The 21,504-nt window shown below is 64.4% G+C and carries 22 protein-coding genes; 10 read left to right on the top strand and 12 right to left on the bottom strand.

Features of this window, described 5'->3' with window-relative positions:
* The first annotated feature begins 73 nt into the window (after positions 1 to 73).
* The 4 genes from FJ979_RS12465 to FJ979_RS12450 all read left to right on the top strand — a co-directional run bounded on the left by FJ979_RS12465 (position 74) and on the right by FJ979_RS12450 (position 5,043).
* On the top strand, positions 74 to 907 hold the full coding sequence (locus FJ979_RS12465; RefSeq protein WP_224519174.1) for a 3-keto-5-aminohexanoate cleavage protein: 834 nt from the start codon (positions 74 to 76) through the stop codon (positions 905 to 907).
* Between the two features lie 212 nt (positions 908 to 1,119).
* A complete protein-coding gene (locus tag FJ979_RS12460) occupies positions 1,120 to 1,740 on the top strand; it encodes a (2Fe-2S)-binding protein (protein ID WP_140558654.1) in 621 nt (206 codons plus the stop codon).
* A gap of 1 nt (position 1,741) precedes the next feature.
* A complete protein-coding gene (locus FJ979_RS12455; RefSeq protein ID WP_140498388.1) occupies positions 1,742 to 2,761 on the top strand; it encodes a xanthine dehydrogenase family protein subunit M in 1,020 nt (339 codons plus the stop codon).
* Positions 2,762 to 2,763: 2 nt separating this feature from the next.
* Positions 2,764 to 5,043, top strand: a complete 2,280-nt coding sequence (locus FJ979_RS12450; RefSeq protein WP_140581230.1) for a xanthine dehydrogenase family protein molybdopterin-binding subunit — start codon at positions 2,764 to 2,766, stop codon at positions 5,041 to 5,043.
* Positions 5,044 to 5,257: 214 nt separating this feature from the next.
* Here FJ979_RS12450 and FJ979_RS12445 read toward each other — a convergent pair whose 3' ends face one another.
* Both FJ979_RS12445 and FJ979_RS12440 read right to left on the bottom strand, forming a co-directional pair.
* Positions 5,258 to 5,539, bottom strand: coding sequence for a hypothetical protein (locus FJ979_RS12445; protein WP_224619155.1), 282 nt, complete (start codon positions 5,537 to 5,539; stop codon positions 5,258 to 5,260).
* 92 nt (positions 5,540 to 5,631) lie between these two features.
* Positions 5,632 to 5,847, bottom strand: a complete 216-nt coding sequence (locus tag FJ979_RS12440) for a hypothetical protein (protein WP_140498386.1) — start codon at positions 5,845 to 5,847, stop codon at positions 5,632 to 5,634.
* Positions 5,848 to 5,910: 63 nt separating this feature from the next.
* Between FJ979_RS12440 and FJ979_RS12435 the strand changes: the two genes are divergently transcribed.
* The 3 genes from FJ979_RS12435 to FJ979_RS12425 all read left to right on the top strand — a co-directional run bounded on the left by FJ979_RS12435 (position 5,911) and on the right by FJ979_RS12425 (position 8,607).
* Positions 5,911 to 6,930: an isopenicillin N synthase family oxygenase gene (locus FJ979_RS12435; protein WP_140515014.1), complete on the top strand. Its 1,020-nt coding sequence runs from the start codon at positions 5,911 to 5,913 to the stop codon at positions 6,928 to 6,930.
* A gap of 326 nt (positions 6,931 to 7,256) precedes the next feature.
* Positions 7,257 to 7,946 carry an SDR family NAD(P)-dependent oxidoreductase gene (locus FJ979_RS12430; protein WP_140498384.1) on the top strand — a complete coding sequence of 230 codons (690 nt, stop codon included), beginning with the start codon at positions 7,257 to 7,259 and terminating at the stop codon, positions 7,944 to 7,946.
* Between the two features lie 409 nt (positions 7,947 to 8,355).
* Positions 8,356 to 8,607, top strand: a complete 252-nt coding sequence (locus FJ979_RS12425) for a DUF768 domain-containing protein (RefSeq protein ID WP_140498383.1) — start codon at positions 8,356 to 8,358, stop codon at positions 8,605 to 8,607.
* 52 nt (positions 8,608 to 8,659) lie between these two features.
* Here the strand turns inward: FJ979_RS12425 and FJ979_RS12420 are convergent, their stop codons facing one another.
* The 3 genes from FJ979_RS12420 to FJ979_RS12410 form a co-directional block, all read right to left on the bottom strand.
* Positions 8,660 to 9,778, bottom strand: coding sequence for a P1 family peptidase (locus FJ979_RS12420; RefSeq protein ID WP_140558658.1), 1,119 nt, complete (start codon positions 9,776 to 9,778; stop codon positions 8,660 to 8,662).
* Positions 9,779 to 9,786: 8 nt separating this feature from the next.
* Positions 9,787 to 11,418, bottom strand: coding sequence for an exodeoxyribonuclease VII large subunit (gene xseA / locus FJ979_RS12415; protein WP_140581227.1), 1,632 nt, complete (start codon positions 11,416 to 11,418; stop codon positions 9,787 to 9,789).
* Between the two features lie 76 nt (positions 11,419 to 11,494).
* Positions 11,495 to 12,451, bottom strand: coding sequence for a LysR substrate-binding domain-containing protein (locus FJ979_RS12410; RefSeq protein WP_140498380.1), 957 nt, complete (start codon positions 12,449 to 12,451; stop codon positions 11,495 to 11,497).
* Between the two features lie 177 nt (positions 12,452 to 12,628).
* On the opposite strand from FJ979_RS12410, the gene FJ979_RS12405 reads away from it, so the two are divergent.
* Entirely contained in the window at positions 12,629 to 12,919 is a 291-nt protein-coding gene (locus tag FJ979_RS12405; protein ID WP_140498379.1) for a DUF1127 domain-containing protein, read from the top strand.
* Positions 12,920 to 13,089: 170 nt separating this feature from the next.
* Here the strand turns inward: FJ979_RS12405 and FJ979_RS12400 are convergent, their stop codons facing one another.
* The 4 genes from FJ979_RS12400 to FJ979_RS12385 all read right to left on the bottom strand — a co-directional run bounded on the left by FJ979_RS12400 (position 13,090) and on the right by FJ979_RS12385 (position 17,282).
* Complete coding sequence (locus tag FJ979_RS12400) at positions 13,090 to 14,136, bottom strand: DUF937 domain-containing protein (protein ID WP_140581224.1); 1,047 nt, start codon at positions 14,134 to 14,136, stop codon at positions 13,090 to 13,092.
* A 99-nt stretch (positions 14,137 to 14,235) separates the two neighbouring features.
* Complete coding sequence (locus FJ979_RS12395; RefSeq protein ID WP_140581222.1) at positions 14,236 to 15,609, bottom strand: glutamate--cysteine ligase; 1,374 nt, start codon at positions 15,607 to 15,609, stop codon at positions 14,236 to 14,238.
* Positions 15,610 to 15,853: 244 nt separating this feature from the next.
* A complete protein-coding gene (locus tag FJ979_RS12390) occupies positions 15,854 to 16,588 on the bottom strand; it encodes a 16S rRNA (uracil(1498)-N(3))-methyltransferase (RefSeq protein WP_140581219.1) in 735 nt (244 codons plus the stop codon).
* Positions 16,589 to 16,619: 31 nt separating this feature from the next.
* Complete coding sequence (locus tag FJ979_RS12385) at positions 16,620 to 17,282, bottom strand: hypothetical protein (protein WP_140581216.1); 663 nt, start codon at positions 17,280 to 17,282, stop codon at positions 16,620 to 16,622.
* Positions 17,283 to 17,370: 88 nt separating this feature from the next.
* Here FJ979_RS12385 and FJ979_RS12380 point away from each other — a divergent pair, with 88 nt between their 5' ends.
* Together FJ979_RS12380 and FJ979_RS12375 are read left to right on the top strand one after the other, a co-directional pair.
* Entirely contained in the window at positions 17,371 to 18,069 is a 699-nt protein-coding gene (locus FJ979_RS12380) for a type 1 glutamine amidotransferase (RefSeq protein WP_140515250.1), read from the top strand.
* Positions 18,070 to 18,350: 281 nt separating this feature from the next.
* A complete protein-coding gene (locus FJ979_RS12375; protein WP_181165325.1) occupies positions 18,351 to 18,491 on the top strand; it encodes a hypothetical protein in 141 nt (46 codons plus the stop codon).
* A gap of 40 nt (positions 18,492 to 18,531) precedes the next feature.
* Here the strand turns inward: FJ979_RS12375 and FJ979_RS12370 are convergent, their stop codons facing one another.
* The 3 genes from FJ979_RS12370 to FJ979_RS12360 are packed head-to-tail and all read right to left on the bottom strand — an operon-like array spanning position 18,532 to position 21,304.
* Complete coding sequence (locus tag FJ979_RS12370; protein ID WP_140498373.1) at positions 18,532 to 19,299, bottom strand: metallophosphoesterase family protein; 768 nt, start codon at positions 19,297 to 19,299, stop codon at positions 18,532 to 18,534.
* 39 nt (positions 19,300 to 19,338) lie between these two features.
* A complete protein-coding gene (locus FJ979_RS12365) occupies positions 19,339 to 20,475 on the bottom strand; it encodes an alpha-hydroxy acid oxidase (RefSeq protein WP_140524799.1) in 1,137 nt (378 codons plus the stop codon).
* Positions 20,476 to 20,500: 25 nt separating this feature from the next.
* On the bottom strand, positions 20,501 to 21,304 hold the full coding sequence (locus tag FJ979_RS12360; protein WP_140515030.1) for an FCD domain-containing protein: 804 nt from the start codon (positions 21,302 to 21,304) through the stop codon (positions 20,501 to 20,503).
* Between the last annotated feature and the right edge of the window lie 200 nt (positions 21,305 to 21,504).

Below are 21,504 nucleotides of genomic sequence, written 5' to 3'. Positions count from 1 at the left end.
TACCTGTGCGAGTCGGTGAAATGAAGCATGGAAAACCACGTTGCGGGAGAGCCAATTGGGCCCGGAGATGAAATTGAAGCCGTTGCTGATCATGGTTGCGCCGAACGGGGCGCGCAGAACGAAGGCCGATCATCCGGCTCTGCCGATGACCGCCGACGAACTTGCCGAAACGGCGAGGCAGTGTCTCGCTGCCGGCGCCGCCGCCATCCATGTGCATGTCCGCGATGCTTCAGGCCGGCACACGCTTGACGCCGCGCTTTACCGGGATGCCATCGCGGCGATCCGGGAGCGGACGCAGGGCGTCATGGCGATCCAGATCACGACTGAAGCGATCGGGCTCTATTCGCCACGCGAACAGATGGACCTTGTTCGGGCGCTTCATCCGGTTTCCGTCTCGATCGGCTTGCGTGAGATAATCAGCGATGGCGAGGCGGAGCCGGCCCGCTTCTTCGCGTGGGCCGGTCGGGAAGGCATCGCGGTCCAGCACATTCTCTATGATCGGGCCGATCTCGACCGTTTCATCGATCTGCGGCGGCGAGGCATTCTGGCGGAGCCCACAAGCCCCCGGCTGCTGTTCGTCCTTGGACGCTATGCCGCCGATCAGGAAAGCCGGCCCGAAGACCTCGATGTCTTCCTTGAAGGGCTCGATGCGCATGATCTTGAAGGCGCCGTATGGTCGGTCTGCGCCTTCGGACGGGGCGAGACCTTGGCGCTGACGGCGGCGATCGCGGCGGGAGGGCACGTGCGGGTCGGCTTCGAGAACTCTCTCTGGCACGCCGATGGCAGCCTCGCCCGCGACAATGCCGAACGGGTCGCGGCAATCGTCGAAGCCGCTGGCCGCACGGGGCGCCCGATTGCTTCTGCCGCGCAGGCGCTTGATATTCTCGGAATTGCCCGCCAGCAATGAGGGCCCGCGCGCCTTGTTAGGGGATCGGCCGCGCGCCTGCAAATTCGCCAGGGGAGGACGGGCACGGTCTCGAACGGACCGTCATATCCTTGCATCCAAATCGGGCGGCTTGCCTTGCGAGCCGTCTTCCTTGTGCGTTTTATCGCGGATGGCCCGGAACAATGGCCCCGATGAGGGGTTTGGTCGCGACATAGCGAGCGACGGAGCCAGCGATGTCCGAGCATGTTCCCTCAAACTCCTCCAGTCTCAGCAGACGAAGCTTTATGACCGCGACCGTCTCCGCGGCTGCGGTGACTCCGCTTCTGGCCTCGACAGCCAGGTCCGAGGAGCCTCCGGCTGCTGCCGCCAAGCCAAACGAGCCTGTCATGACAACACTGACCATCAACAAGCAGCCATACAATCTGGCGCTCGACAGCCGAACCAGCCTGCTCGACGCCTTGCGCGACCATGTCGGCCTGACGGGCACGAAGAAAGGTTGCGATCATGGCCAATGCGGTGCCTGTACGGTGCTGGTCGATGGCCATCGCGTGCTCTCCTGCCTCAGCTTCGCGGTGATGAACGAGGGCAAGGCGGTAACCACCGTCGAAGGGTTGGCGTCGACGGATGGCGGCCTGCATCCGATGCAGCAGGCCTTCATCGATCACGATGCGTTCCAGTGCGGCTATTGCACGCCCGGCCAGATCATGTCCGCGATCGGCTGCGTCCACGAAGGACATGCCGGTTCAGAGGACGACATTCGCGAATATATGAGCGGCAACCTTTGCCGATGCGCGGCATACCCGAACATCGTCGCGGCAATCGTCCAGGCCCGCGACCAGATCAGGAGGGCCTGAGATGCATCCTTTCGTCTATGAGAGGCCCGCCAGCCTCTCCGCGGCGGTCGCCGTCGCCTCGCGCTCGGCCACCAGGCATCCGCCGACGCAAGCCCCCGCGCAGTTCATTGCCGGTGGCACCAATCTCGCCGACTATATGAAACTCGGCGTCGCCCGGCCGGAACGCTTGCTCGATCTGAACGGTCTCTCCGAACCGGCATTGCGGCGGATCGAGACCGATGGTGAGGGTCTGCGCCTTGGCGCTCTTGTGCGGATGGGCGACGCGGCCGAGAATGCCGAGATCAAGCGTCGGTATCCGGTGATCGCGGAGAGCCTGCAACTGGCGGCAAGCGGCCAGCTGCGCAACATGGCAAGTCTTGCCGGCAACATCCTGCAGCGCACCCGCTGCGAATATTTCCGCGAAACCTCATGGCCATGCAACAAGCGCGAGCCAGGCTCGGGCTGCGCCGCGATGGACGGGTTCAACCGCCAGCATGCCGTGCTGGGGACCAGTGAGAACTGCATCGCGACCTATCACGGTGACTTTGCCCAGGCCCTGATCGCGCTTGACGCCACGGTTCATGTCCAAGGCCACAACGGGCGGCGAAAGATTCCGTTTGCCAGCCTGCATCGCCTGCCCGAGGACAGCCCTCACATCGAGACCGACCTGGCACCCGACGAGATCGTCACCGCCATAGAGGTGCCCGCCGGCGCATGGACCAGGCGTTCGCGCTATCTCAAGATCCGCGATCGGCAATCCTATGCGTTTGCCCTTGCATCGGCCGCGGTCGCCCTCGACCTCGACGGCGAGACCGTGAACGAGGCGCGCATCGCGCTTGGCGGCGTGGCGACCGTACCCTGGCGGGCAAGAGCGGCGGAGGAGATCCTGCGCGGCAAGGTGCTCGACGAGGCAGCGGCGGCCGAGGCCGCCGAAGCCGCGTTCGCCGAGGCCCAGCCGCGTCGGCACAACGCATTCAAGATAGAACTCGGCAAGCGAACCTTGATCAGGGGGCTGCTCGAAACCCGTGACATGAAGGTGTGATCATGAACGTCGCCGCTCCACAGCCGAAGGAAAACATGGGACAGCCGCTGCCGCGTATCGATGCGCGGCTGAAAGTGACCGGCCAGGCCGAATACGCGGCGGATCTCCCGGCCGCCAACATTGCGCACGCCGTGCTCGCGACGAGCAGCATCGCCAAGGGCAAGGTCGCCAGGCTTTACCTGGATGACGCGCGCTCGGTGCCCGGCGTCCTCGACATCGTCACCTATGGCGACCTCGACAAGGTCGAGACGCCGAAATTCGGAAATACCGGCGCGAGTTCTATCGGGCCGCTGCATGACAAGGCGATCTTCCATGACGGTCAGATCATTGCGCTGGTGGTCGCCGAGACCTTCGAAGCAGCCGAGGAGGCGGCGCAAAGGATCCGCGCGGACTATGCCGAGGAAAAGCCGACCGCCAGTTTCGACATGCCGGGGACAAAGACCATCGACGCCGCCGGCAAAAGCCCGTTGTTCAAGGAGGACGTCAAGGCCGGCGATTTCGATGCCGCGTATGAATCGGCCCCGATGAAGATCGATGCGCGGTATTCGACGCCGACCCAGCATCACAACCCGATAGAGCTGTTCTCGACCACCGCTGTTTGGCATGGCGACCAACTCACCGTTTACGAGCCCTCCCAGAACGTGACCGGCTGGAAGGTCGAGTTGGCGCGGCAATTGAGGCTCGACCCAGCGAATGTGCGCATCGTCTGCCCTAACGTAGGCGGCGCATTCGGCTCGAAGGGGCCGATGACGGCGCGAACGGCCATCGTGGCTGTGGCCGCCAGGCGGCTTGGCCGGCCGGTGCGCTGTGTGGTCAGCCGCATGCAGGCGTTCGGCACCCAGACCTATCGGGCCGAAACCCGGCACCGCATCCGCATCGGCGCCGGCAAGGACGGCCGCATCACTGCTTTCGGCCATGAAGGCTGGGAGGTGACCTCGAGACCCGATTCCTATGTCGTCGGCGGGACTTCGGCCACCGGTCGCATGTATGCTTATGGCTCCGTGCTGACGCATGTCTCGCTGGTGCAGGCGGATCGCAACACGCCCGGTTATATGCGCTCGCCGCCCGAGACGCCCTACGTCTATGCCCTCGAGAGCGCCATGGACGAAATGGCCGTCGCACTCGGCATGGACCCGATCGAATTTCGCCGGATCAACGAGCCCCAGAAGGAGCCGATCGGCGGCAAGCCGTTCTCCAGCCGGTCGCTAATGAAATGCTACGATCAGGCCGCTGATGCCTTCGGCTGGACGAGACGGGATGCGAAAGTCGGCTCGATGCGCGACGGCGACTGGCTCGTCGGCATGGGATGCGCGACGGCAGTCTACCCGACCGCGGCCGCGCCATGCGCGGCCCGCGTGCGCCTGACGGCCGAAGGAGACGTGCGCGTGCAGTGCGGCTCGCATGAAATCGGCACCGGTGTGCGAACCGTTGCCGGCCAGATGGCGGCGGAACGCCTCGGTGTCGATATCGGCAAGGTCGCCGTCGAGATGGGCGACAGTGCCTTGCCGCCGGCACCGGTATCGGGAGGTTCGATTTCCACCGCCAGCGTCTGTTCGGCCGTGCTCAAGGCGTGTGATGCGGTGCGCACGAAATTGTTCGCGGCAGCGGTCGCGGAGAGTGGCCCTCTTGCAGGCTCGCACAATGAGGAACTGGACCTCCACGAGGGACGGATCCTCACCAAGGGCGGGGCGTCGGCAAGCACCGCCGATATATTCAAGGCCATGCAGGTAGGCGCTATCGAGGAATATGCCGAATTCGCGCCGAAGGGCTCGACCCCCGAAGCGCTCAAGAAGCTCTATGCCGGCCAGTCGGAATTCCACGGCGGCGAGTCCGACGCGGATTCGGTGAAATATGCGTTCGGGGCCGAATTCGTGGAGGTGCACATCAACAGCTACACGCGCGAAATCCGTGTGCCGCGCATCGTCGGGGCGTTCGCGGCCGGCCGCATCATGAACACGCGCACCGCGCGCAGCCAGCTGATGGGAGGCATGATCTGGGGCATTGGCCAGGCCCTGCATGAGGCGACCGAGATCGATACCCGCTATGCCCGCTATGTGAACCGCGACCTGCAGGATTATCTGGTCCCGGTGAATGCCGATGTCAGGGACCTTGACGTCATACTGGTTCCGGAGATCGACCATGAGGTCAATCCGGCTGGTGTGAAGGGCCTGGGCGAACTCGGCAATGTCGGCACCGCCGCTGCCGTCGCCAGCGCTGTCTACCACGCGACCGGCAAGCGGATCCGCGACTTGCCGATCAGAATTGACGATCTGATCGTTTGAGGACCGAGACAAAGAGGATTGCTCCGCCGCAACAAGCGTGGGTTTGTCCTCGCCCAGTTTCACTGCCTTGCGGATCGGGATGCTGATGCGTCAGGAACCGACTGTTTCATGCCAGGGTGATCCGGAACAGCCGGAACCCTTCTCGCCCCATCGAACGGAACTGACCGTAGGAGCGCTCAGCCTTGGCCGCGCAGGATGCTGACGACGAGCAGCGTCAGCGCCGTATTCCACAGCGCCGGCTCGGCCCGGTATTTGCACCGGCAGCCACCACGCCCTGCGCCTGGTCGATGGCGTGTCCCAGCAGGCGCGGAATGAAAAGCTGCAGCGTCGCGGCGATGAAGGTCGAGACGATGGTGATGGCGACCTGCCAAGGGTGGCGCAGCGTCATGCGCATGATACGTAGCAAGGTGCCAGGGCCCTTGCCCCAGGAGGCTTGCGCCACATGGGCAAACGATTTGCCGCGCCCCGCCGCGCTGCCGATTGCTTGCGTGTTCAAGGACCTATCCAAACCGATCCGGACTTAGCCCGGACGAATGAAACAGATTCAAATTCAAGTGCCACGATGTTACGCGCCTCCCGCGCGGCCGTTCAAGGGCCAATGACAGCTTCGCGCTGTGCCTGAAATGACACGCCGCTGTTTCGCGCAATGATCGCGCTCATCGTCAGGCTGCCCGCCCAAATAGAAAAATTGTTCGTCCCGGCGGCATCGAAAAGCCGATCGTTCCTTTCCCGGCGCACTGAACTCCGTGAGATTTGGGGCATCGATGGCGGCTTCGGCCGCTGGAAAAGGAGCAGCACATCCACGGGCCCGGGTTTCCGGGCGAAGTTTTCAAGCAGCACCCGGAAAGAACCCGAAAAGGAGCTGACATGCCCAGAATAGTGCCCGTGCTCGATCTGAGCCGTCTCGAACAAGGCGCATCGGAGCGCCGGACGTTTCTGGCGGATCTGCGCTCCGCCTCGCGCGATATCGGTTTTTTCTATTTGGCGGGCCACGGCATCCCATGGGCCGACATCAGCGAGACGCTCGCCGCTTCGCGGCGTTTCTTTGCCTTGCCGGAAGCCGACAAGCTGTCGATAGAGATGGTCAATTCCTCGCAGTTCCGCGGTTATACCCGCGCTGGCGGCGAACTGACCAAGGGCAAGGCCGACTGGCGCGAGCAGCTCGACATCGGCGTCGAGCGCCCGCCCATCGCGCAAGGCCCGGGAATTCCTGCCTGGACGCGGCTGCAGGGGCCGAACCAGTGGCCGTCGGCGTTGCCGGAGCTGAAGCCGGCGCTGCTGGCCTGGCAGGCGAAGGCGACGGCCGTGGCCATTCGTCTGCTCAAGGCCTTCGCGCTGTCGCTCGACCAGGCCGAGGACGCTTTCGATCCGATCTATGGCGGCGAACCCAATCATCGCATGAAGATCGTGCGCTACCCCGGCCGCGAAGCGACCGGCGGCGACCAGGGCGTCGGCGCGCATAAGGATGGCGGCTTCCTGACGCTGCTGCTCCAGGACGACAACAAGGGCCTGCAGGTAGACTATGACGGAAGCTGGGTGGACGTGGATCCGATTCCCGGAACGCTCGTCGTCAACATCGGCGAGCTGCTGGAGCTCGCCTCGAACGGCTATTTGAGAGCCACCGTGCATCGCGTCGTGACGCCGCCCGCCGGCGTCGAACGCATCTCGGTGCCGTTCTTCTTCAGCGCCAAGCTCGATGCCACGATACCGCTGCTCGAGCTTCCCGAGGAACTGGCGGCGCAGGCGCGCGGGCCGGCCAGCGATCCCGACAATCCGCTGTTTCGCGATGTCGGAACCAATGTGCTGAAGAGCAGGCTGCGCTCCCATCCCGACGTTGCGCGGCGTCATTATGCCGATCTGTTTGAGCCCGAGACCCGGGCAGGCTGAGCCATTCGGCAGGTAGAAATTTTTGTAGGGCGGCAAAATTTTAGAATTCTATTCGTCGCCAGCGCGCGAAAATGGGCTCAAGATAAAATTATCGTTCGAGGTTTCCTCCCATTCCTCCGAACGGTGTTCCCCTCTGAAGGTTATGACCTTCTTTCTGGCCGGGCCGTCTTCGCGCCCGGCCATTTTTCTTTGCCGGGAACAGTTTTTGCGGCCTGGGAAGCGCGCCACGACGACACCCCATTTTCTTGGAAATGCTTTCTCTTGCGTTCCACTTGGGAAGGCGCAACCCTGTCCAATCCAGTCACCACCGCGAAAGAGAGATGCTCATGACATCCAATGTCGCCGTCATTGCCGGAGCGGGATCCGGATTGAGCGCCTCGCTTGCGCGCCTTCTCGCAAGGGAAGGTTTTCGTGTCGTGCTGGCCGCCCGCAACGTCGAGAAGCTCGACCCGTTGCTGGCGCAGACCGGCGCCCAAGCCGTGGCAACTGATGTCTCCGATGCCGCGTCGGTGCAGCGCCTGTTCGAGGTCGCTGACAAGGCCGGCCCGCTGTCGCTCGTGGTCTTCAATGCCAGCGGACGCGCCCGTGGCCCGATAGCCGAACTCGATCCAGAGGCTGTCAGGCAGGCCTTGCTGGTGGGGGCCTATGGCGGCTTCCTGGTTGGCCAGCAAGCAGCCAACCGGCTGCTTTTGCAAGGCTCGGGCTCGATCTTCTTCACCGGCGCGACGGCAAGCGTCAAGGGATTCGCCGGCTCGGCCGGTTTCGCGATGCCCAAATTCGGCTTGCGTGGACTGGCGCAATCCATGGCTCGCGAACTGGCCCCCAAGAACATCCATGTCGCGCATTTCGTCATCGATGGTGCCATTGCCTCGACCGTGCCGGGAGAGGCTCCCGACCCGCAGGATCGACGGCTATCGCCGGACGCGATCGCCGAGGCCTATCTCGGCATCCATCGCCAGAACCGCAGCGCCTGGACCTGGGAACTCGAGCTCAGGCCCTGGGTCGAGACCTTCTGATCGGCACGGTGACCTATGCGGCTTTCGCGGGGCTTCCATGCAAGGCGGCGGAGAGAGTCGACATTGCATGGGGATGTCACTATATAGCGGCGGCTTCGATGGCTTGTGCCTGGAAACGGCAACGTCATCGGGCAGCTGTTGTGACAGCCATTGAGATGCAAACGGACCTGAAAACCGTAAGAAGCAAGTAGAAGCAGCCTCTCGAGGCGGGACAGGATTCCCGCCAAACGATACCCGCCCCCCAGAAACAGAAAATGTTCTTCAATCCTCTATTTCCTTTGGCTCTGTGGACCTTGGACGACATCGGCTTGCCGTCCGGTGGCGACTCGGCTGGAATGGGGACATGCATCCTTCACCGGATGCCGACGTTTATGATTACCAACCGGCTTCGCCGCCAGGGAAAAGCAATATGAGTGAGCACGCCATCGAATTCTTGCAGGGATGGATTGGCGAAAAAGTCCATTGCCAGTCCCACGCCAGGATCGAGAAGCAGGCCGAGACGCTGGCCAGGGAATGCGCTGCCAAGGCGGCCGAGGTCGGCATACCGCTGGAGGATATCCAGGAAGAAGTCGGCGATATCCAGGAACTCATCGCCTCCCGGCTCGAGGAAGCGGCCGAGGCCGACGAGCACCAGCAGGCCGCGAGCAAGGCTGCGGAATAATTCAGGAGCAATCCTGTATGAATACGCGGACCATTCGGTCCGCGTATTTGTCTCAGCCGAATTTCTCCTTCAGCCACGCCTTCGGCAGCGCCGGCACGAAATTGCCGTCGCGGCCGGTCATGTCCTCGTTGGCGACCATCGCATTGAGGACGGCTTCCTCGACGCCCTGGACCACGGCATCGAAGAACGGATCGATGTCGCTGTCGGGGATGAACTCGGCGCGAGCGATCCGGCCCGGCGGCGCCAGGGCCGCGTCGGGATTGGCGGTAGAGAAGGCGAGGAAGATGTCGCCGGAACTGTGATAGCCGAAGCCGCCGGTCATGGCGACGCCGAGCGGCACACGGCGGGCCAGCCGCTTCATCTGATGCGGCAGGAACGGTGCGTCGGTGGCAATAACGGCGATGATCGAGCCTTTTTCGGCACGTGGCGTGCCTTCGCGGATCGCGGGTTCGACGAGCTCCGGCCCGGCGCGCAGGCCTCGAAGCGTGAAATTGCGCCGCTTGCCGAAATTCGCCTGCACGAAGGCGCCGACAGTATAGGCACGCCCTTGCCATTCGGTGATGCGCGACGCGGTGCCCGAACCGGCCTTGAAGCCGAAGGCGATCATGCCGGTGCCGCCGCCGACGCTGCCTTCCTCGATCGGTCCGCTGGCGGCACCGTCGAGCGCCTCGGCAACATGCCCTGATGTCACATGGTGGCCGTTGATGTCGTTGAGGAAGCCGTCATAAGTTTCCGCTGCCACCGGCAGTCCCCAGCCGCTGTCGAGTGCGGCTGGCAGCACCTTGCTCATCCAGCGCAGCGTGCCGTCGCGCGAAACGCCGCAGGAATGCGTGTTGGTGACGGTGATGGGGAAGTTGAAGGCGCCGGTCTCCTCGACGATATGCGAGCCGGTCAGTTCGCCATTGCCGTTCTGGCTGAAGATGCCGGCGAAGACCGGTGTGGCAAGGTCGGCCCGCGGCCTGGGCAGGATCGCGGTCACGCCGGTGCGCACCGGTCCCTGGCCCACGACGAGCGGGCCGTCGCCTGAAATCAGCGTGGAATAGCCGACCGACACTCCAGCCACGTCGGTGATCGCGTTGAACGGGCCGGGCGTGCCGTCGAAGCCGATGCCGAAGCTTCGCGCGCGCGGCTTGCCGGAGGGCGTTTTGTGATGATGCGGATTGTCTGTCATGTCACGGTTCAGAATAGGGAGCCCTGGCTGCCGGGCTCCTTGGCCTTGGTCGCGGTTTTGGCGGCCGGTCGTGGCCGCGCCGAGCCGCTGGTCGCGACCGCATCCGCCGTGCCGTCGGCGAACTCCAGGGACAGCGCCATCCCCGCCGACAATTCCGCCGCACGCTTGACGACGGCGCCGTCGGCATCCTTCACCAGGGCGAAGCCGCGTGCCAGCACCGCCTTGTGCGACAGCGTCGCCAGCAAGCGGTCGGCCTGGGCGACGCGACTGCGCAGCCGCTCCAGCCTCAGCGATGCCGCATGCGTGCTGCGCCGCGTCAGCGCGGTCAGGAAATCCCTTTGGGTCCGCTGCCGCCGCGCCGTGGGCTCTATGGTGATGCGGCCCTGCAGCGCCGCCAATTGCTGTCGGAGCCGCTGCAGCGACGCCCGGGCGCATTTCGGCAACTGATCGGCGGCGCGATTGAGTTCCGCGCGCCGGGCCCTCGTCAGCGCGCGCAACGCACCCTGTGCCCGCAGAAGATTGCGCTCGTTGGTCCGCCGCGCCTCGGCAATTCGCTGCGACAGCATTGCCGGCGTCAGTTTCAGGGCGAGGAAGCGTCCCCGCTTGCGTTCGGTCGAAACCATGAGGCCGCGCCCGAGCCGGTTCGCCGCCTCGTCGAGGCGACGCCGTGGCAGCGCCAGCAACTGATCGGGCGAGGGCAGCGCACGCGCCGCCGCGCGCACGGACTGGCGCTTGCGCTCGAAATTGCGCGAAACCGCAGCCTTGAGCCGCGCGCCGAGACTGGCGAGCGTCGCTTCGAGGTCGGCCTTCACCGGAACGGCGATTTCGGCCGCCCCCGTCGGCGTCGGCGCCCTCACATCCGCGACGAGGTCGATCAGCGTCCAGTCGGTTTCGTGGCCGACGGCCGAGATCACCGGAATGGCGGAGGCGGCGACGGCACGGGCCAGGGCCTCGTCGTTGAAGCCCCACAAGTCCTCGAGGCTGCCGCCGCCGCGCGCCACGATCAGCAGGTCCGGGCGCTCGATGGTGCCATCCCTTGCCAGCGCGTTGAAACCGGCGACGGCGGCGGTCACCTCGGCGCCCGCGGTTTCGCCTTGCACCCGCACCGGCCAGACGAGCACATGCAGCGGAAAACGATCCTTGATCCGGTGGATGATGTCGCGGATGACGGCACCCGTCGGCGAGGTGACGACGCCGATGACGCGCGGCATGAAGGGCAGCAACCGCTTGCGGCCCCCCTCGAACAGTCCTTCGGCCTGCAGCCGGCGCTTGCGCTCCTCCAGCAGCGCCATCAAGGCTCCGGCGCCCGCCGGTTCCAGATTGTCGATGACGATCTGGTAGTTGGATTTGCCGGGATAGGTGGTGAGCCTGCCGGTGGCGATCACCTCCATTCCTTCTTCGGGGCGGAATTTCAGCCGGCCCATCGTGCCCTTCCACACCACGGCGTCGAGCCGCGCGCGGTCGTCCTTCAGCGTGAAATAGGCATGGCCGGAGGAGTGCGGCCCGCGATAACCCGAGATTTCACCGCGCACCCGCACGTTGCCGAAGGCATCCTCGACGGTGCGCTTCAGGGCGCCTGATATTTCGCTCACCGTATATTCGGTGGCGTTGCTGCGTGATTCGGATGCTGCTTCGCTCATCGGCCGATTGGGGGGTGGTTGCGCGCCGGCGTCAAGCTGGCTGTTTTCAGGTCGGCGTTCAGGTGCGTCTGATCGCTTACCAGCCCGGCAGGATCTGGTTCGGCTTGGTTCGCCGCATCTTGCTGAAGGCGAGTGCCGCGAAATCGAACGTTCCCGCCTCTTCGCCAAGCGGCACCGAGATGTTGTCCAGGCTTTCGGAAATGTGCCGGGCCAGTGCATCGACGATCTCCGGCCGCGAGGTTTGGCCGCGCATGATGCCGATGCGGCAGTCGGGCAGGGCGCCGAAGCCGTCGGCCTCGCCCAGCACCCGCATGCCGGGCCTGAGCGCGCATTCCGGCAGCACCGAGATCGCCAGGCCCGACAACACCGCGGCGGTGATGACCGTTGCGGAAAAGCTGGTGAACAGGATGCGATAGTCGCGGTTCTGCTGGTCAAGCACGTCGACGGCGGCGCGCCGCCAGATACAGTTTGGCCGGCCAAAGGCCATAGGCAGCGTTTCCTGCTCGTGCGTGGCATGGTTGGCCGAGGTGACCCACAGCAGCGGTTCGCGCCGCACCACCTCGGACTGGCCGCGCACGTCGTTATGCGTCACCAGCGCCAGGTCGAGATTGCCGCGCTTGATGTGTTCGACCAGCCCCGGCGTCGGTTCGCAGACGACGGTCAGTTCGACGCGTGGATTGGAACGCGTGAAGCGCGCCATGATCTCGGGCAGGAAACGGTCGGCGTAGTCGTCCGGCGTACCGATCCGGATCGTGCCTTCGAGCCGCCGGTCGTCGAAGGCGGCCAGCGTTTCGCGGTTGAGATAGAGCAGCCGTCTTGCGTAGGAAAGCAGCTTGTCGCCTTCCTCCGTCAGTCTGTTGCTGCGCCCTTCCTTTTCGAACAGCGGCTTGCCGATCCGCTCCTCTAGCCGGCGCATCTGCATCGACACCGCCGACTGGGTGCGGTGCACCTCTTCGGCCGCCCGGGTGAAACTGCCAGTGTCGGCGATCGAGATGAAGGTCTGCAACTGATCTAGATCGAGCGGCGCTTTCATCGGCATGATCCATCACTAGTGTTGATGCTTAAGATTAGAAACATTCGTTGGATTAATCAATCGAGCAATGGCAAATTACTGATGTCCACATGAAGGCATGTGAATCGAAGCCGGAACGGCCGCTGTCGCCAGCGCCGATCGCCTGGTTTTGCCCGTTCGAGTCTGAAGGAGACCGACATGGTTACGTTTGATTTCGCCACCGAGACCTCGCGCATCACCACGCGTCCGGCCGTTGCGACGCGCGCGATCAATGCGGTCTCCAATGTCTACCAGGCCTGGAAAAACCGCCGTGCCTTCTATCGCCTCGGCGAGATGTCGGACGCCGAGCTTGCCGATATCGGCCTGACGCGCGCCGACCTGCACGTCGCCATCGACGTGCCGTTTGGCCGCGATCCGACGGCGATGCTGCGCGAAATCGCCAGCGATCGCGTCGAAACCATCGAGGACATCGCCCGCAGGGTGGCCTGATCGGTTGAATTTCGGTCCCGCTGAACCTTTTCATCAGTCAGCGCGACCAAGGTTCATGCAGGCTTCCCACTCCCTGCCGGTCCCCCGCCGGCCTGCCTGCACGCTGCCCGGTCCTCCCAAGGACCGGGCTTTCTTTTTGCGCGAGGCAAAAGCCAAAACCTGGGCGACGGCTACCGCCGATCCATGCCGCGCTTGAACTGGTCGAAAATCGACTCCATGCCTTTCTGGTAGTCGTCGCGCTGCTGCGCTCCGGTCTCGAACATCTTGCCAAACAGATCGTCGAACGGGTTCGTCGGCCTGCCGCTCGGATTGGCCTGCGGCTGCGGCGCCTGGGGCTGCCGCCGAGCTTGGGGCTGCGGCGCCGGCTGCTCGCCGCCTGATGCACCGCCACCCTGCCGCAGCATCTCCTCGAAGATCTTGCCTAGCGGACTGTCGCCATAGGGGCTCTGGGTCTGCTGCGGCTGAGGCTGGTCCTGCGGCGGCTGCGCGCCACCGCCGAACATGTCCTGCAGCACCTTGCCGAGCGGATTGTCGCCAAAGGGGTTCTGTGTCTGCTGCGGTTGTGGCTGGGATCGGCTTTGCGGCTGTGGCGCGCCGCCGCCGAACATGTCCTGCAGCACCTTGCCAAGCGGGTTGTCCATCGGGTCTTGCGATGGCGGGCTCGGCTGCGGCGCCGGCGCCTGGGCGCCGCCCAGGCCGCCTCCCTGGCGCATCATCTGCTCGATGATCTCGCCCAGCGGATTGCTGCCGGCGGCGCCGAAGCCGCTGGCCGCCTGCATCTGCCCCCCGGCCAACTGATTGGTGGTCTGCTTGAACAGCCCGCCCATCATCATCGAGGCCAGGGCCGGCAGCATCTGTTGCAGCACCTGCTGGCTGATACCGGTCGCTTGCGCCGCCTGGCCGGCAACCGCGCGCGACAGATCCTTCGAGCCGAACAGATGCCCCAGAATGCCGTTGCCCTCATTGATGCCTTGCGGCGAGAAGGCCCGGGTCGCGTCCTCGAAATACTTGGCGTGCTGACCGCTCGCCATCGCCGTCATGAAGGCGCCGAGCCCATAGGGATCGGCGGTGTTGCGCCTCAGTCCTTGCGAAAAGGCAGGCAGCAACGCCTCCACCGCAGATTGCGTCTGCTGCATCGAGAGCCCGTATTGTTGGGCAAGCGCCTGCATGCCGCTGCCGTTCTGGGCTTGTGCCAGCATGTCGAACAAGGAAGGCATTGGTCTCTCCTCCGGAAATCCCCGCCGGAGAAGCCTAATTCGTTTCCACCGCCGATTGAAGCGGCTTTTGCAGGAGCTCGGCCGCCTCGAAGCCGAGGGTTAATAGGCGTATTCCATGAACACCGGCTCGATCGAGCCGCCCCAGCGTGTGTGGTAGGCCGACAGCATCTCCTCGGCGCTGGTGGTGCCGCGCGCCACGACTTCGTCGAGCGTGTTGAGGAACGAGGTCTCGTCATAGCCGTCGCGGTTCTTCTTGCCGCGGTTCTTCAGCCCCATGCGCGAGGTGGTGAGCACGTCGCGAGCGATGTCGCGCAACGTGGCGTTGCGGAACGGCGCCGAAATGCCTTGTTCGGGCACGGCGTTGCGCATCGCCAGCACTTCCCCGTAGGTCCAGCTCGAGGTCAGCGCCTCCGCCGCATCGAGCGCTGCCTCGTCATAAAGCAGCCCGACCCAGAAGGCCGGAAGGGCGCAGATGCGCCGCCACGGCCCGCCATCGGCGCCGCGCATCTCGAGAAAGCGCTTCAGCCGCACGTCGGGGAAGAGCGTCGACAGATGGTTAGCCCAGTCGCCCATCGTCGGCAATCCGTCCGGGATTTCATTGCGGACGGCCCCGGCCATGAACTGACGGAAGGTGACGTGCGTCATGTCGTGGTACTGGCCGTCGCGGATGACGAAATACATCGGCACGTCGAGTGCCCATTCGACATAGTCGGCAAAACCGAAATCGGGCGAGAAGCAGAATTCGAGCAGGCCCGAGCGTTGGTTGTCGGTGTCGCGCCAGATGTCGCCGCGCCAGCTCTGCAAGCCGTTCGGCCGGCTTTCTGTGAAGGGCGAATTGGCGAACAGCGCCGTCGACAGCGGCTGCAGCTTCAGCGACACCTGCATCTTGCGCCGCATGTCCACCTCGCTCTCGAAGTCCAGATTAACCTGGATCGTGCAGGTGCGGTACATCATGTCGAGGCCCTTGGTGCCGACCTTGGGCATGTAGCGCGTCATGATCTCGTAGCGCGACTTCGGCATTTTCGGCGTCTCGGCCAGCGACCATTTCGGGCTGCCGCCAAGGCCAAGGAAGCGGATGCCCATCGGCTCGGCGATCTCGCGCACCTGCGCCAGGTGGGCATTGCCCTCGCGGCAGGTCTGGTGGATCGTCTCCAGCGGCGCGCCGGAGAGTTCGAACTGGCCGCCGGGCTCCAGCGAAATCGCGCCCTGGCCGGTCGGCTCGACCAGGCCGATGATGCGGCCGTCATCGATGATGGGGTCCCAGCCGAGCTTTGACTGCATGCCTTCGAGGATGGCGCGTATGCCGCGCTCGCCGCCATAGGGCACGGGCCCGTTGCCGTCGACGTAGAACGGGAATTTCTCGTGCTCGGTGCCGATGCGCCACTTCTCCCGCGGCTTGTTGCCCTCGGCTAGGTGCGCGACGAGTTCGTCCATGCCTTCGATCGGCCGGAAATCGGTTGTGTCACGCGCCATCATCAAGCCCCTGCGGCGCAACGATCCCGAAATCGACCTCGATTTTCGAGATATGCGCCAAAATCAAAGTACTACAGCGGCCTTTGCGCGTCGACGCGCGGCACTGCAGGGCGGCCGGACGACCGCCGGCGCTAGATGGACGAAATGTCAGTAGCCGATCAAGCGAAAAATCCTGAGCCAGAGGTCAACAGGAATTGAACGATGCGGCTCTTCCCGTCTCCCTTGTGTGAGAAGGAAGAAACCCTCACCAATCGCCGATTGTGGCCTGCATCACCGCCAGTGCGGCCACGGCGGCCGTGTCGGCGCGCAGGATGCGCGGGCCGAGCGGAATGGCGGTAACGAAAGGCAGAGCGCGCAACACCTTGCGCTCTTCGTCGGAAAATCCGCCTTCCGGCCCGACCAGCAGGCCGAGCTTCCTTTCGCTCACCGCTTGCAGCGCGGGCAGGGGATTGTTGGTCGAAGCGTCCTCGTCGCAGAAGATCAGCCGCCGCTCCTTGTCCCAGCCGGTCAGCAGGCGTTCGAACTTTTCCGCTTCCCGCACCTGCGGCACCGCAAGTATGCCGCACTGCTCGGCCGCCTCGACGACATTGGCGCGCAACCGGTCGATGGAGGGTTTCGCCACTTGCGTGTGCTGGGTAATGACCGGCTGCAGCACGCCGGCGCCCATTTCGACCGCCTTTTGCACCAGATAGTCGAGCCGGCCCTGCTTCAGCGGTGCGAAGCAGTAGACGAGATCGGGCAGCGGCGGCTGCGGCCGTTGCCGCGCCAGCACCCTCAGCTTCACCGCCTTCTTGGATTTGGCCGCGATGGCCGCCGACCATTCGCCGTCGCGGCCGTTGAACAACAGGATCTCGGCGCCCTCGCCAAGCCGCAGCACGTGCAGGAGATAATGGCTCTGCTGGTGGCCGGCGTCGAACTCGATCTCCGGCCCGAGATCGTCGGGCACGAACAGGCGTTGCATCTTGTAGTTGGCGCGCATGGCCGAGGAATGGGCGAGGCGACGGTTGCCGTCAAGCCTTGGCGGAAGGATGCCAGACGGGTTCGTAGCCTCGCCTCAGCACGCCGATCGTGGTCGGCGGCGTCAGCAGCCGCAGCGGCCGATGAGCGAGGTCGTTGAAATCCTGCGCTCCGCAATATCCTGCAAACGACCAGCGCAGCGCCTTGCCGCGACGCAAGGCGTAGGCATTGCCGCCACGGTCGACCATCGTGCCGTCGGGCAGGCCTGCAAGCTCGTCAGCCGCCACCACCGGCGGCTTGCCGCCCGCGGCCAGCCGCTCCTTGTGCAGCCGCTTGTCGACCTGCGGCGCGCGCGGCTCCGTTATGCCGAAGGCTTCGCCGAAGCGACCCACAAAATCCCTGGCCCGTTCGCGCCGGCAGAAGAAGCAGGGCCGATGGCCCGCCGCCAGCGCCGTCACCTCGTCGAGGAAGAACAGTTCCGTCCAGCCCGCCTTGGGTCCCGATAGATCATCACGTCGCCGGTTGCGGCCCATCGGCTCGCGCCGCACGTCGCCGAAGTCGCAGACGCAGATGATCCAGGCGTGAAGCGCCCAGCGTTTTTTCAACAGCGTCCTGGTCTCGGGATCGTGGATGATGCCGCGATTGCCCATGAACAGGCCGCGCTCGGGCACGGCGTGGATAGCGCCGAACGGATCGACCCGGTTTTGCAGTGGCATAGTTTTCTCCGCGCGCCCGCATCTTGGCTGAAATGCCGGCGCCATGATATCGCTCGTCGCATCGTTTTCACGTCAGCAGGGTTTTGCGATGCGGGTGCTGGTGGTCCAGAACTACGACAACACCGGCCTCGGCCAGGTCGGCGCGGCACTTGCGGAAGCCGGTGCCGATCTCGACATCCGCCTTCCTTACAAGGGCGATCCGCTGCCGGATGATGCGAACGGCCACGACGCCATGGTGGTGCTCGGCGGCGGCCAGAACGCGCTGGCCGATGAGGAATATCCCTATTTTCCGGCGCTGCTCGAACTGACCCGCGATTTCGCCGGCAAGAACCGCGCGGTGCTCGGCATCTGCCTCGGCAGCCAGCTGGTTGCCCGCGCCTTCGGCGGCGAGAACCGCATCGGCGGCGCCAACGAATTCGGCTGGCGCGGCGTTTCGCTGACGCCGGACGCCAAGGCCGATCCGGTGCTGGCCGAGCTTCCGGAAAAGTTCCCGATCTTCCAATGGCACGACGACACCTTCGTGCTGCCTGAAAACGCCGTGCGGCTCGCCGGCAATGATGTCGCCGAGAACCAGGCGTTCCGCGTCGGCCGCGCCGTCTACGGCTTCCAGTTCCACTTCGAGGCCGATCGGCCGCTGGTGAAGGACTGGAGCACCTCTTTCGCGCCGATCATTGCAGCGCGCCACCCCGACTGGGCCGGCAAGCTCGATGGCGAAATGGCCCGTAACGGACCGGATGCCGATGCTGCCGGCCTTGCCATCGCCCGCGCATGGGTGGCGACGATCTGAGCATCATCTCTGCGGACCAGGGCGTGGCATAATTGGCACGCGGCGGTGAATCCGCCTGGGGAAAACCGGTTTCGTCCTTGGCTTGTGTACGCCCGCCATCCTAGAAGGCGCGCGCTCTGCATCACCGGTGCAACCGCGATGGACCTTTGTGTGGCCCGTGCGACACACCGCCGATACAGAACGTGCCTAGAAGCGCGAAATCGTCGAAACTTTGAGACGTATTTTCGGTTTCAACGCATTGGTAACCGCCTCGTGCACAGATGCAGGAAGCTCAACAAGAGATGACGTCCGTGAAAGCAGCGCTTCTGTCCTTTGCCATGATGTCCGCCATCGTGATTTGCGGTCTCGGCATCTATGCGGCCGATGCCGCCAACAACCACAACGCCGTCGACGGCTACGGCGTCACCGCTTCGCTGCGCTGAATAGCCGGACCGTTCGCGTCGTTTCCGCGACGCGCGCCACTCAAGCTTCCCTTATTGTCATTGTCAGAATGCGTTTGTCGGCGTCCTCGACAACGAGCGCGCTCAGCATGCCTGATTGCCAGGCGAGCGTATCGACATTGACGCGGTTGGCCATGACCTCCGCCTCGGGAACGGGCGTGTGGCCGTGCACCACGATCTTCGGGAAAAGGCCGGCGTGATCGTGGAAAACGTCGCGGATCCAGATCAGATCCTGCGGATTCTGGTTCTCCAGGGCAACGCCTGGCCGGATGCCGGCATGGCAGAAGAAGAAGTCGCCGAAGCTGATTGAGAAGGGTAGCGAACGCAGGAAATCGATATGGTGTTGCGGTACTGCTTCGAGCAGAGCCTGATGCCCCCGTCTCATCGTCTCCATCCTGCCGAACCAGCCGGCGTCGGCCGCGAGGGGCACACCGTAGGATAGCGCCGTCTGGACCCCGCCATAGCGCATGAAAAGCCCGTCCGGGTCAGGGGTATCGAGAAAATCGAGAAAGCCGAGATCGTGATTGCCGGCAAGCATCAGGTTTCGCGGATCGCGTTTGCGCGCCTCGATCAGGAAATCGACGACGTCCTTGGAGTCCGGCCCACGGTCGACATAGTCGCCGAGGTGGATGACGCGCCAGTCGCGAGCCGGCTTCCATTCGAGCTCGCTCTCGATTCGCTGATGCATGGCGGCCAGCAAATCGAGCCGGCCATGGACATCGCCGATTGCGTAGAGCCGCATGCCGTCCGGTCCGCGCGCGTCCAGGAAATGAATGTCGGGTTCTGCCAACGTATCGCTGTCTCCGTGATCAGGCCGTCGCCGACCTGGCTAGCGCCGGATCTGGTCCTTGCCCATGTCGGTCACCAGACGTTTTCCGCACAGCGCCAGTGTGATGTCCATCTCCTTACGTATGATTTCCAGCGCCTTGGTAACGCCTTCCTTGCCGAGCGCGCCCAGGCCGTAGAGAAACGGCCGGCCGATATAGGTGCCCCTGGCGCCGAGGCACAGTGCCTTCAGCACGTCCTGGCCGGAGCGGATGCCGCCATCCATGTGCACCTCGATCCTGTCGCCGACCGCGTCCGCGATTTCCTCCAGCGCCATGATCGACGAGGATGCGCCGTCCAACTGACGCCCGCCATGGTTGGAAACCACGATCGCATCGGCGCCCGTTTCAGCGGCCATCAACGCGTCTTCCTTGTCGAGAATGCCTTTCAGGATCAGCTTGCCGCCCCAGCGTTCCTTGATCCAGGCGACATCCTTCCACGACAGATGCGGGTCGAACTGCTCCGTCGTCCATGACGCCAGCGAAGCCACGTCGCCGACGCCCTTGGCGTGGCCGACGATGTTGCGGAACGTGCGGCGCTTCGTGCCGGCCATGCCCATCCACCAGCGCGGACGGACCGCGATGTTGGCGATGTTGGCTAGCGTCATCTTGGGCGGCGCCGAAAGCCCGTTGCGGACATCCTTGTGCCGTTGGCCGAGGATCTGCAGGTCGAGCGTCAGCACCAACGCCGAGCATTTCGCCGCTTTTGCCCGGTCGATCAGGTCGAGCACGAAGTCCTTATCGCGCAGCACGTAAAGCTGGAACCAGAACGGCTTCTTCGTCACCGACGCGACATCCTCGATCGAGCAGATGCTCATCGTCGACAGCGTGAACGGCACGCCGAATTCCTCGGCCGCCTGCGCCGCCAGCATCTCGCCGTCGGCATGCTGCATGCCGGTCAGGCCGGTTGGGGCCAGCGCCACCGGCATGGCCACCTTCTCGCCGATCATGGTCGATTCCAGTGAGCGGTTGCTCATGTCGACCAGCACGCGCTGGCGGAACTTGATCTTCTGGAAGTCCTCCTCGTTGGCCCGGTAGGTGCTCTCGGTCCATGCGCCGGAATCGGCATACTCGAAGAACATCCTGGGCACGCGCCGTCGCGCCAGGTCCTTGAGGTCGGCAATGGTGAGAATGTCGCTCATCGTGTCCCCGCTTGATCGATATCGTTCAGGAGCGTTTGCGCGCCGGTTCGGCATCGCCGGCTTCAGAGCGTTGCCTGAGCCTGAGCCGCGATACGCGCTGCCAGTCGCCGCTGCGCTCGGCTTGCGCCATCGACCGCTCGACATAGATCATGTGGTCCATCGCCGCCTGCCGCGCGCCGGCCGGGTCGCCGGCCTTGACCGCGATGTGGATCGCCCGGTGCTGGGCCAGCAGCGCATCGCGCGCGCCGGGCACCGTGAACACCAGCAACCGGTTCTGGAACACGCCTTCCGACAGCAGCCTGTAGCAGGAGCGCAGCGTATGCAGGAGCAGGATGTTGTGCGCGCATTCGCAGATCGCATGATGGAATTCGACGTCGATCTCGGCTTCGTCGTCGAAATCCCCGGTGCGGTGCGCTTCGTCCATGCGTGCCATGATGCGGTCGAGCAGGGCCAGGTCCTCCGGCGTGGCGCGCCGCGCCGCATATTCGGCGGCGATCCCCTCCACCTCGCGGCGATATTCCAGGTAATCGGCCACCGCCTTGCGATGCGTCGAGATCAGGTCCGCCACCGGCTTGGTGAACAGCTGGCCGATGATGTCGGCTACATATGTGCCGCCGCCCGGCCGCGTCGTCAAAAGGCCGCGTCCCTCGAGCGCCTTCAGCGCGTCGCGCAGGATCGGCCGGGACACATCGAACTGGCGTGCCAGCTCGCGCTCGCCAGGCAGCCGGTCGCCGGTGCGCAGCACGCCTTCGAGGACGAGGCTTTCGATCTGCTGCACCACCTCGTCGGCGGTTCGCGAGTGCTCGATTCTGGAAAAAATGTCGCTCAACGGCATGCCTGGGAGTGTTGAACCGGTGTCGCGCAAGATAAAGCCAGCGTCGCCAACTGGTCAAATTATTTATCCAATTGGTCGAAGCGTGTCGGCTTCCCCGCTCGCGCCCCTATCCTCTTCGGCTAAACTTTGCTGTTTGCGTCAGGAGCCTATTGGCTCTAGAGGACGCAACTGCAAGAGGGTTCAAAGAAACCCGG

The organism is Mesorhizobium sp. B1-1-6 (genome assembly GCF_006443035.1).
Lineage (GTDB): Bacteria > Pseudomonadota > Alphaproteobacteria > Rhizobiales > Rhizobiaceae > Mesorhizobium.
The sequence above is the reverse complement of the archived record's forward strand: the minus strand, read 5'-3'. Positions and strand labels throughout refer to the sequence as shown.

Excerpts from the sequence above, each read along its gene's own strand:
- FJ979_RS12460 (WP_140558654.1), top strand. The coding sequence starts at position 1,120 with ATGTCCGAGCATGTTCCCTCAAACTCCTCCAGTCTCAGCAGACGAAGC.
- FJ979_RS12455 (WP_140498388.1), top strand. The coding sequence starts at position 1,742 with ATGCATCCTTTCGTCTATGAGAGGCCCGCCAGCCTCTCCGCGGCGGTC.
- FJ979_RS12450 (WP_140581230.1), top strand. The coding sequence starts at position 2,764 with ATGAACGTCGCCGCTCCACAGCCGAAGGAAAACATGGGACAGCCGCTG.
- FJ979_RS12435 (WP_140515014.1), top strand. The coding sequence starts at position 5,911 with ATGCCCAGAATAGTGCCCGTGCTCGATCTGAGCCGTCTCGAACAAGGC.
- FJ979_RS12430 (WP_140498384.1), top strand. The coding sequence starts at position 7,257 with ATGACATCCAATGTCGCCGTCATTGCCGGAGCGGGATCCGGATTGAGC.
- FJ979_RS12425 (WP_140498383.1), top strand. The coding sequence starts at position 8,356 with ATGAGTGAGCACGCCATCGAATTCTTGCAGGGATGGATTGGCGAAAAA.
- FJ979_RS12420 (WP_140558658.1), bottom strand. The coding sequence starts at position 9,778 with ATGACAGACAATCCGCATCATCACAAAACGCCCTCCGGCAAGCCGCGC.
- xseA (WP_140581227.1), bottom strand. The coding sequence starts at position 11,418 with ATGAGCGAAGCAGCATCCGAATCACGCAGCAACGCCACCGAATATACG.
- FJ979_RS12410 (WP_140498380.1), bottom strand. The coding sequence starts at position 12,451 with ATGAAAGCGCCGCTCGATCTAGATCAGTTGCAGACCTTCATCTCGATC.
- FJ979_RS12405 (WP_140498379.1), top strand. The coding sequence starts at position 12,629 with ATGGTTACGTTTGATTTCGCCACCGAGACCTCGCGCATCACCACGCGT.
- FJ979_RS12400 (WP_140581224.1), bottom strand. The coding sequence starts at position 14,136 with ATGCCTTCCTTGTTCGACATGCTGGCACAAGCCCAGAACGGCAGCGGC.
- FJ979_RS12395 (WP_140581222.1), bottom strand. The coding sequence starts at position 15,609 with ATGGCGCGTGACACAACCGATTTCCGGCCGATCGAAGGCATGGACGAA.
- FJ979_RS12390 (WP_140581219.1), bottom strand. The coding sequence starts at position 16,588 with ATGCGCGCCAACTACAAGATGCAACGCCTGTTCGTGCCCGACGATCTC.
- FJ979_RS12385 (WP_140581216.1), bottom strand. The coding sequence starts at position 17,282 with ATGCCACTGCAAAACCGGGTCGATCCGTTCGGCGCTATCCACGCCGTG.
- FJ979_RS12380 (WP_140515250.1), top strand. The coding sequence starts at position 17,371 with ATGCGGGTGCTGGTGGTCCAGAACTACGACAACACCGGCCTCGGCCAG.
- FJ979_RS12375 (WP_181165325.1), top strand. The coding sequence starts at position 18,351 with ATGACGTCCGTGAAAGCAGCGCTTCTGTCCTTTGCCATGATGTCCGCC.
- FJ979_RS12365 (WP_140524799.1), bottom strand. The coding sequence starts at position 20,475 with ATGAGCGACATTCTCACCATTGCCGACCTCAAGGACCTGGCGCGACGG.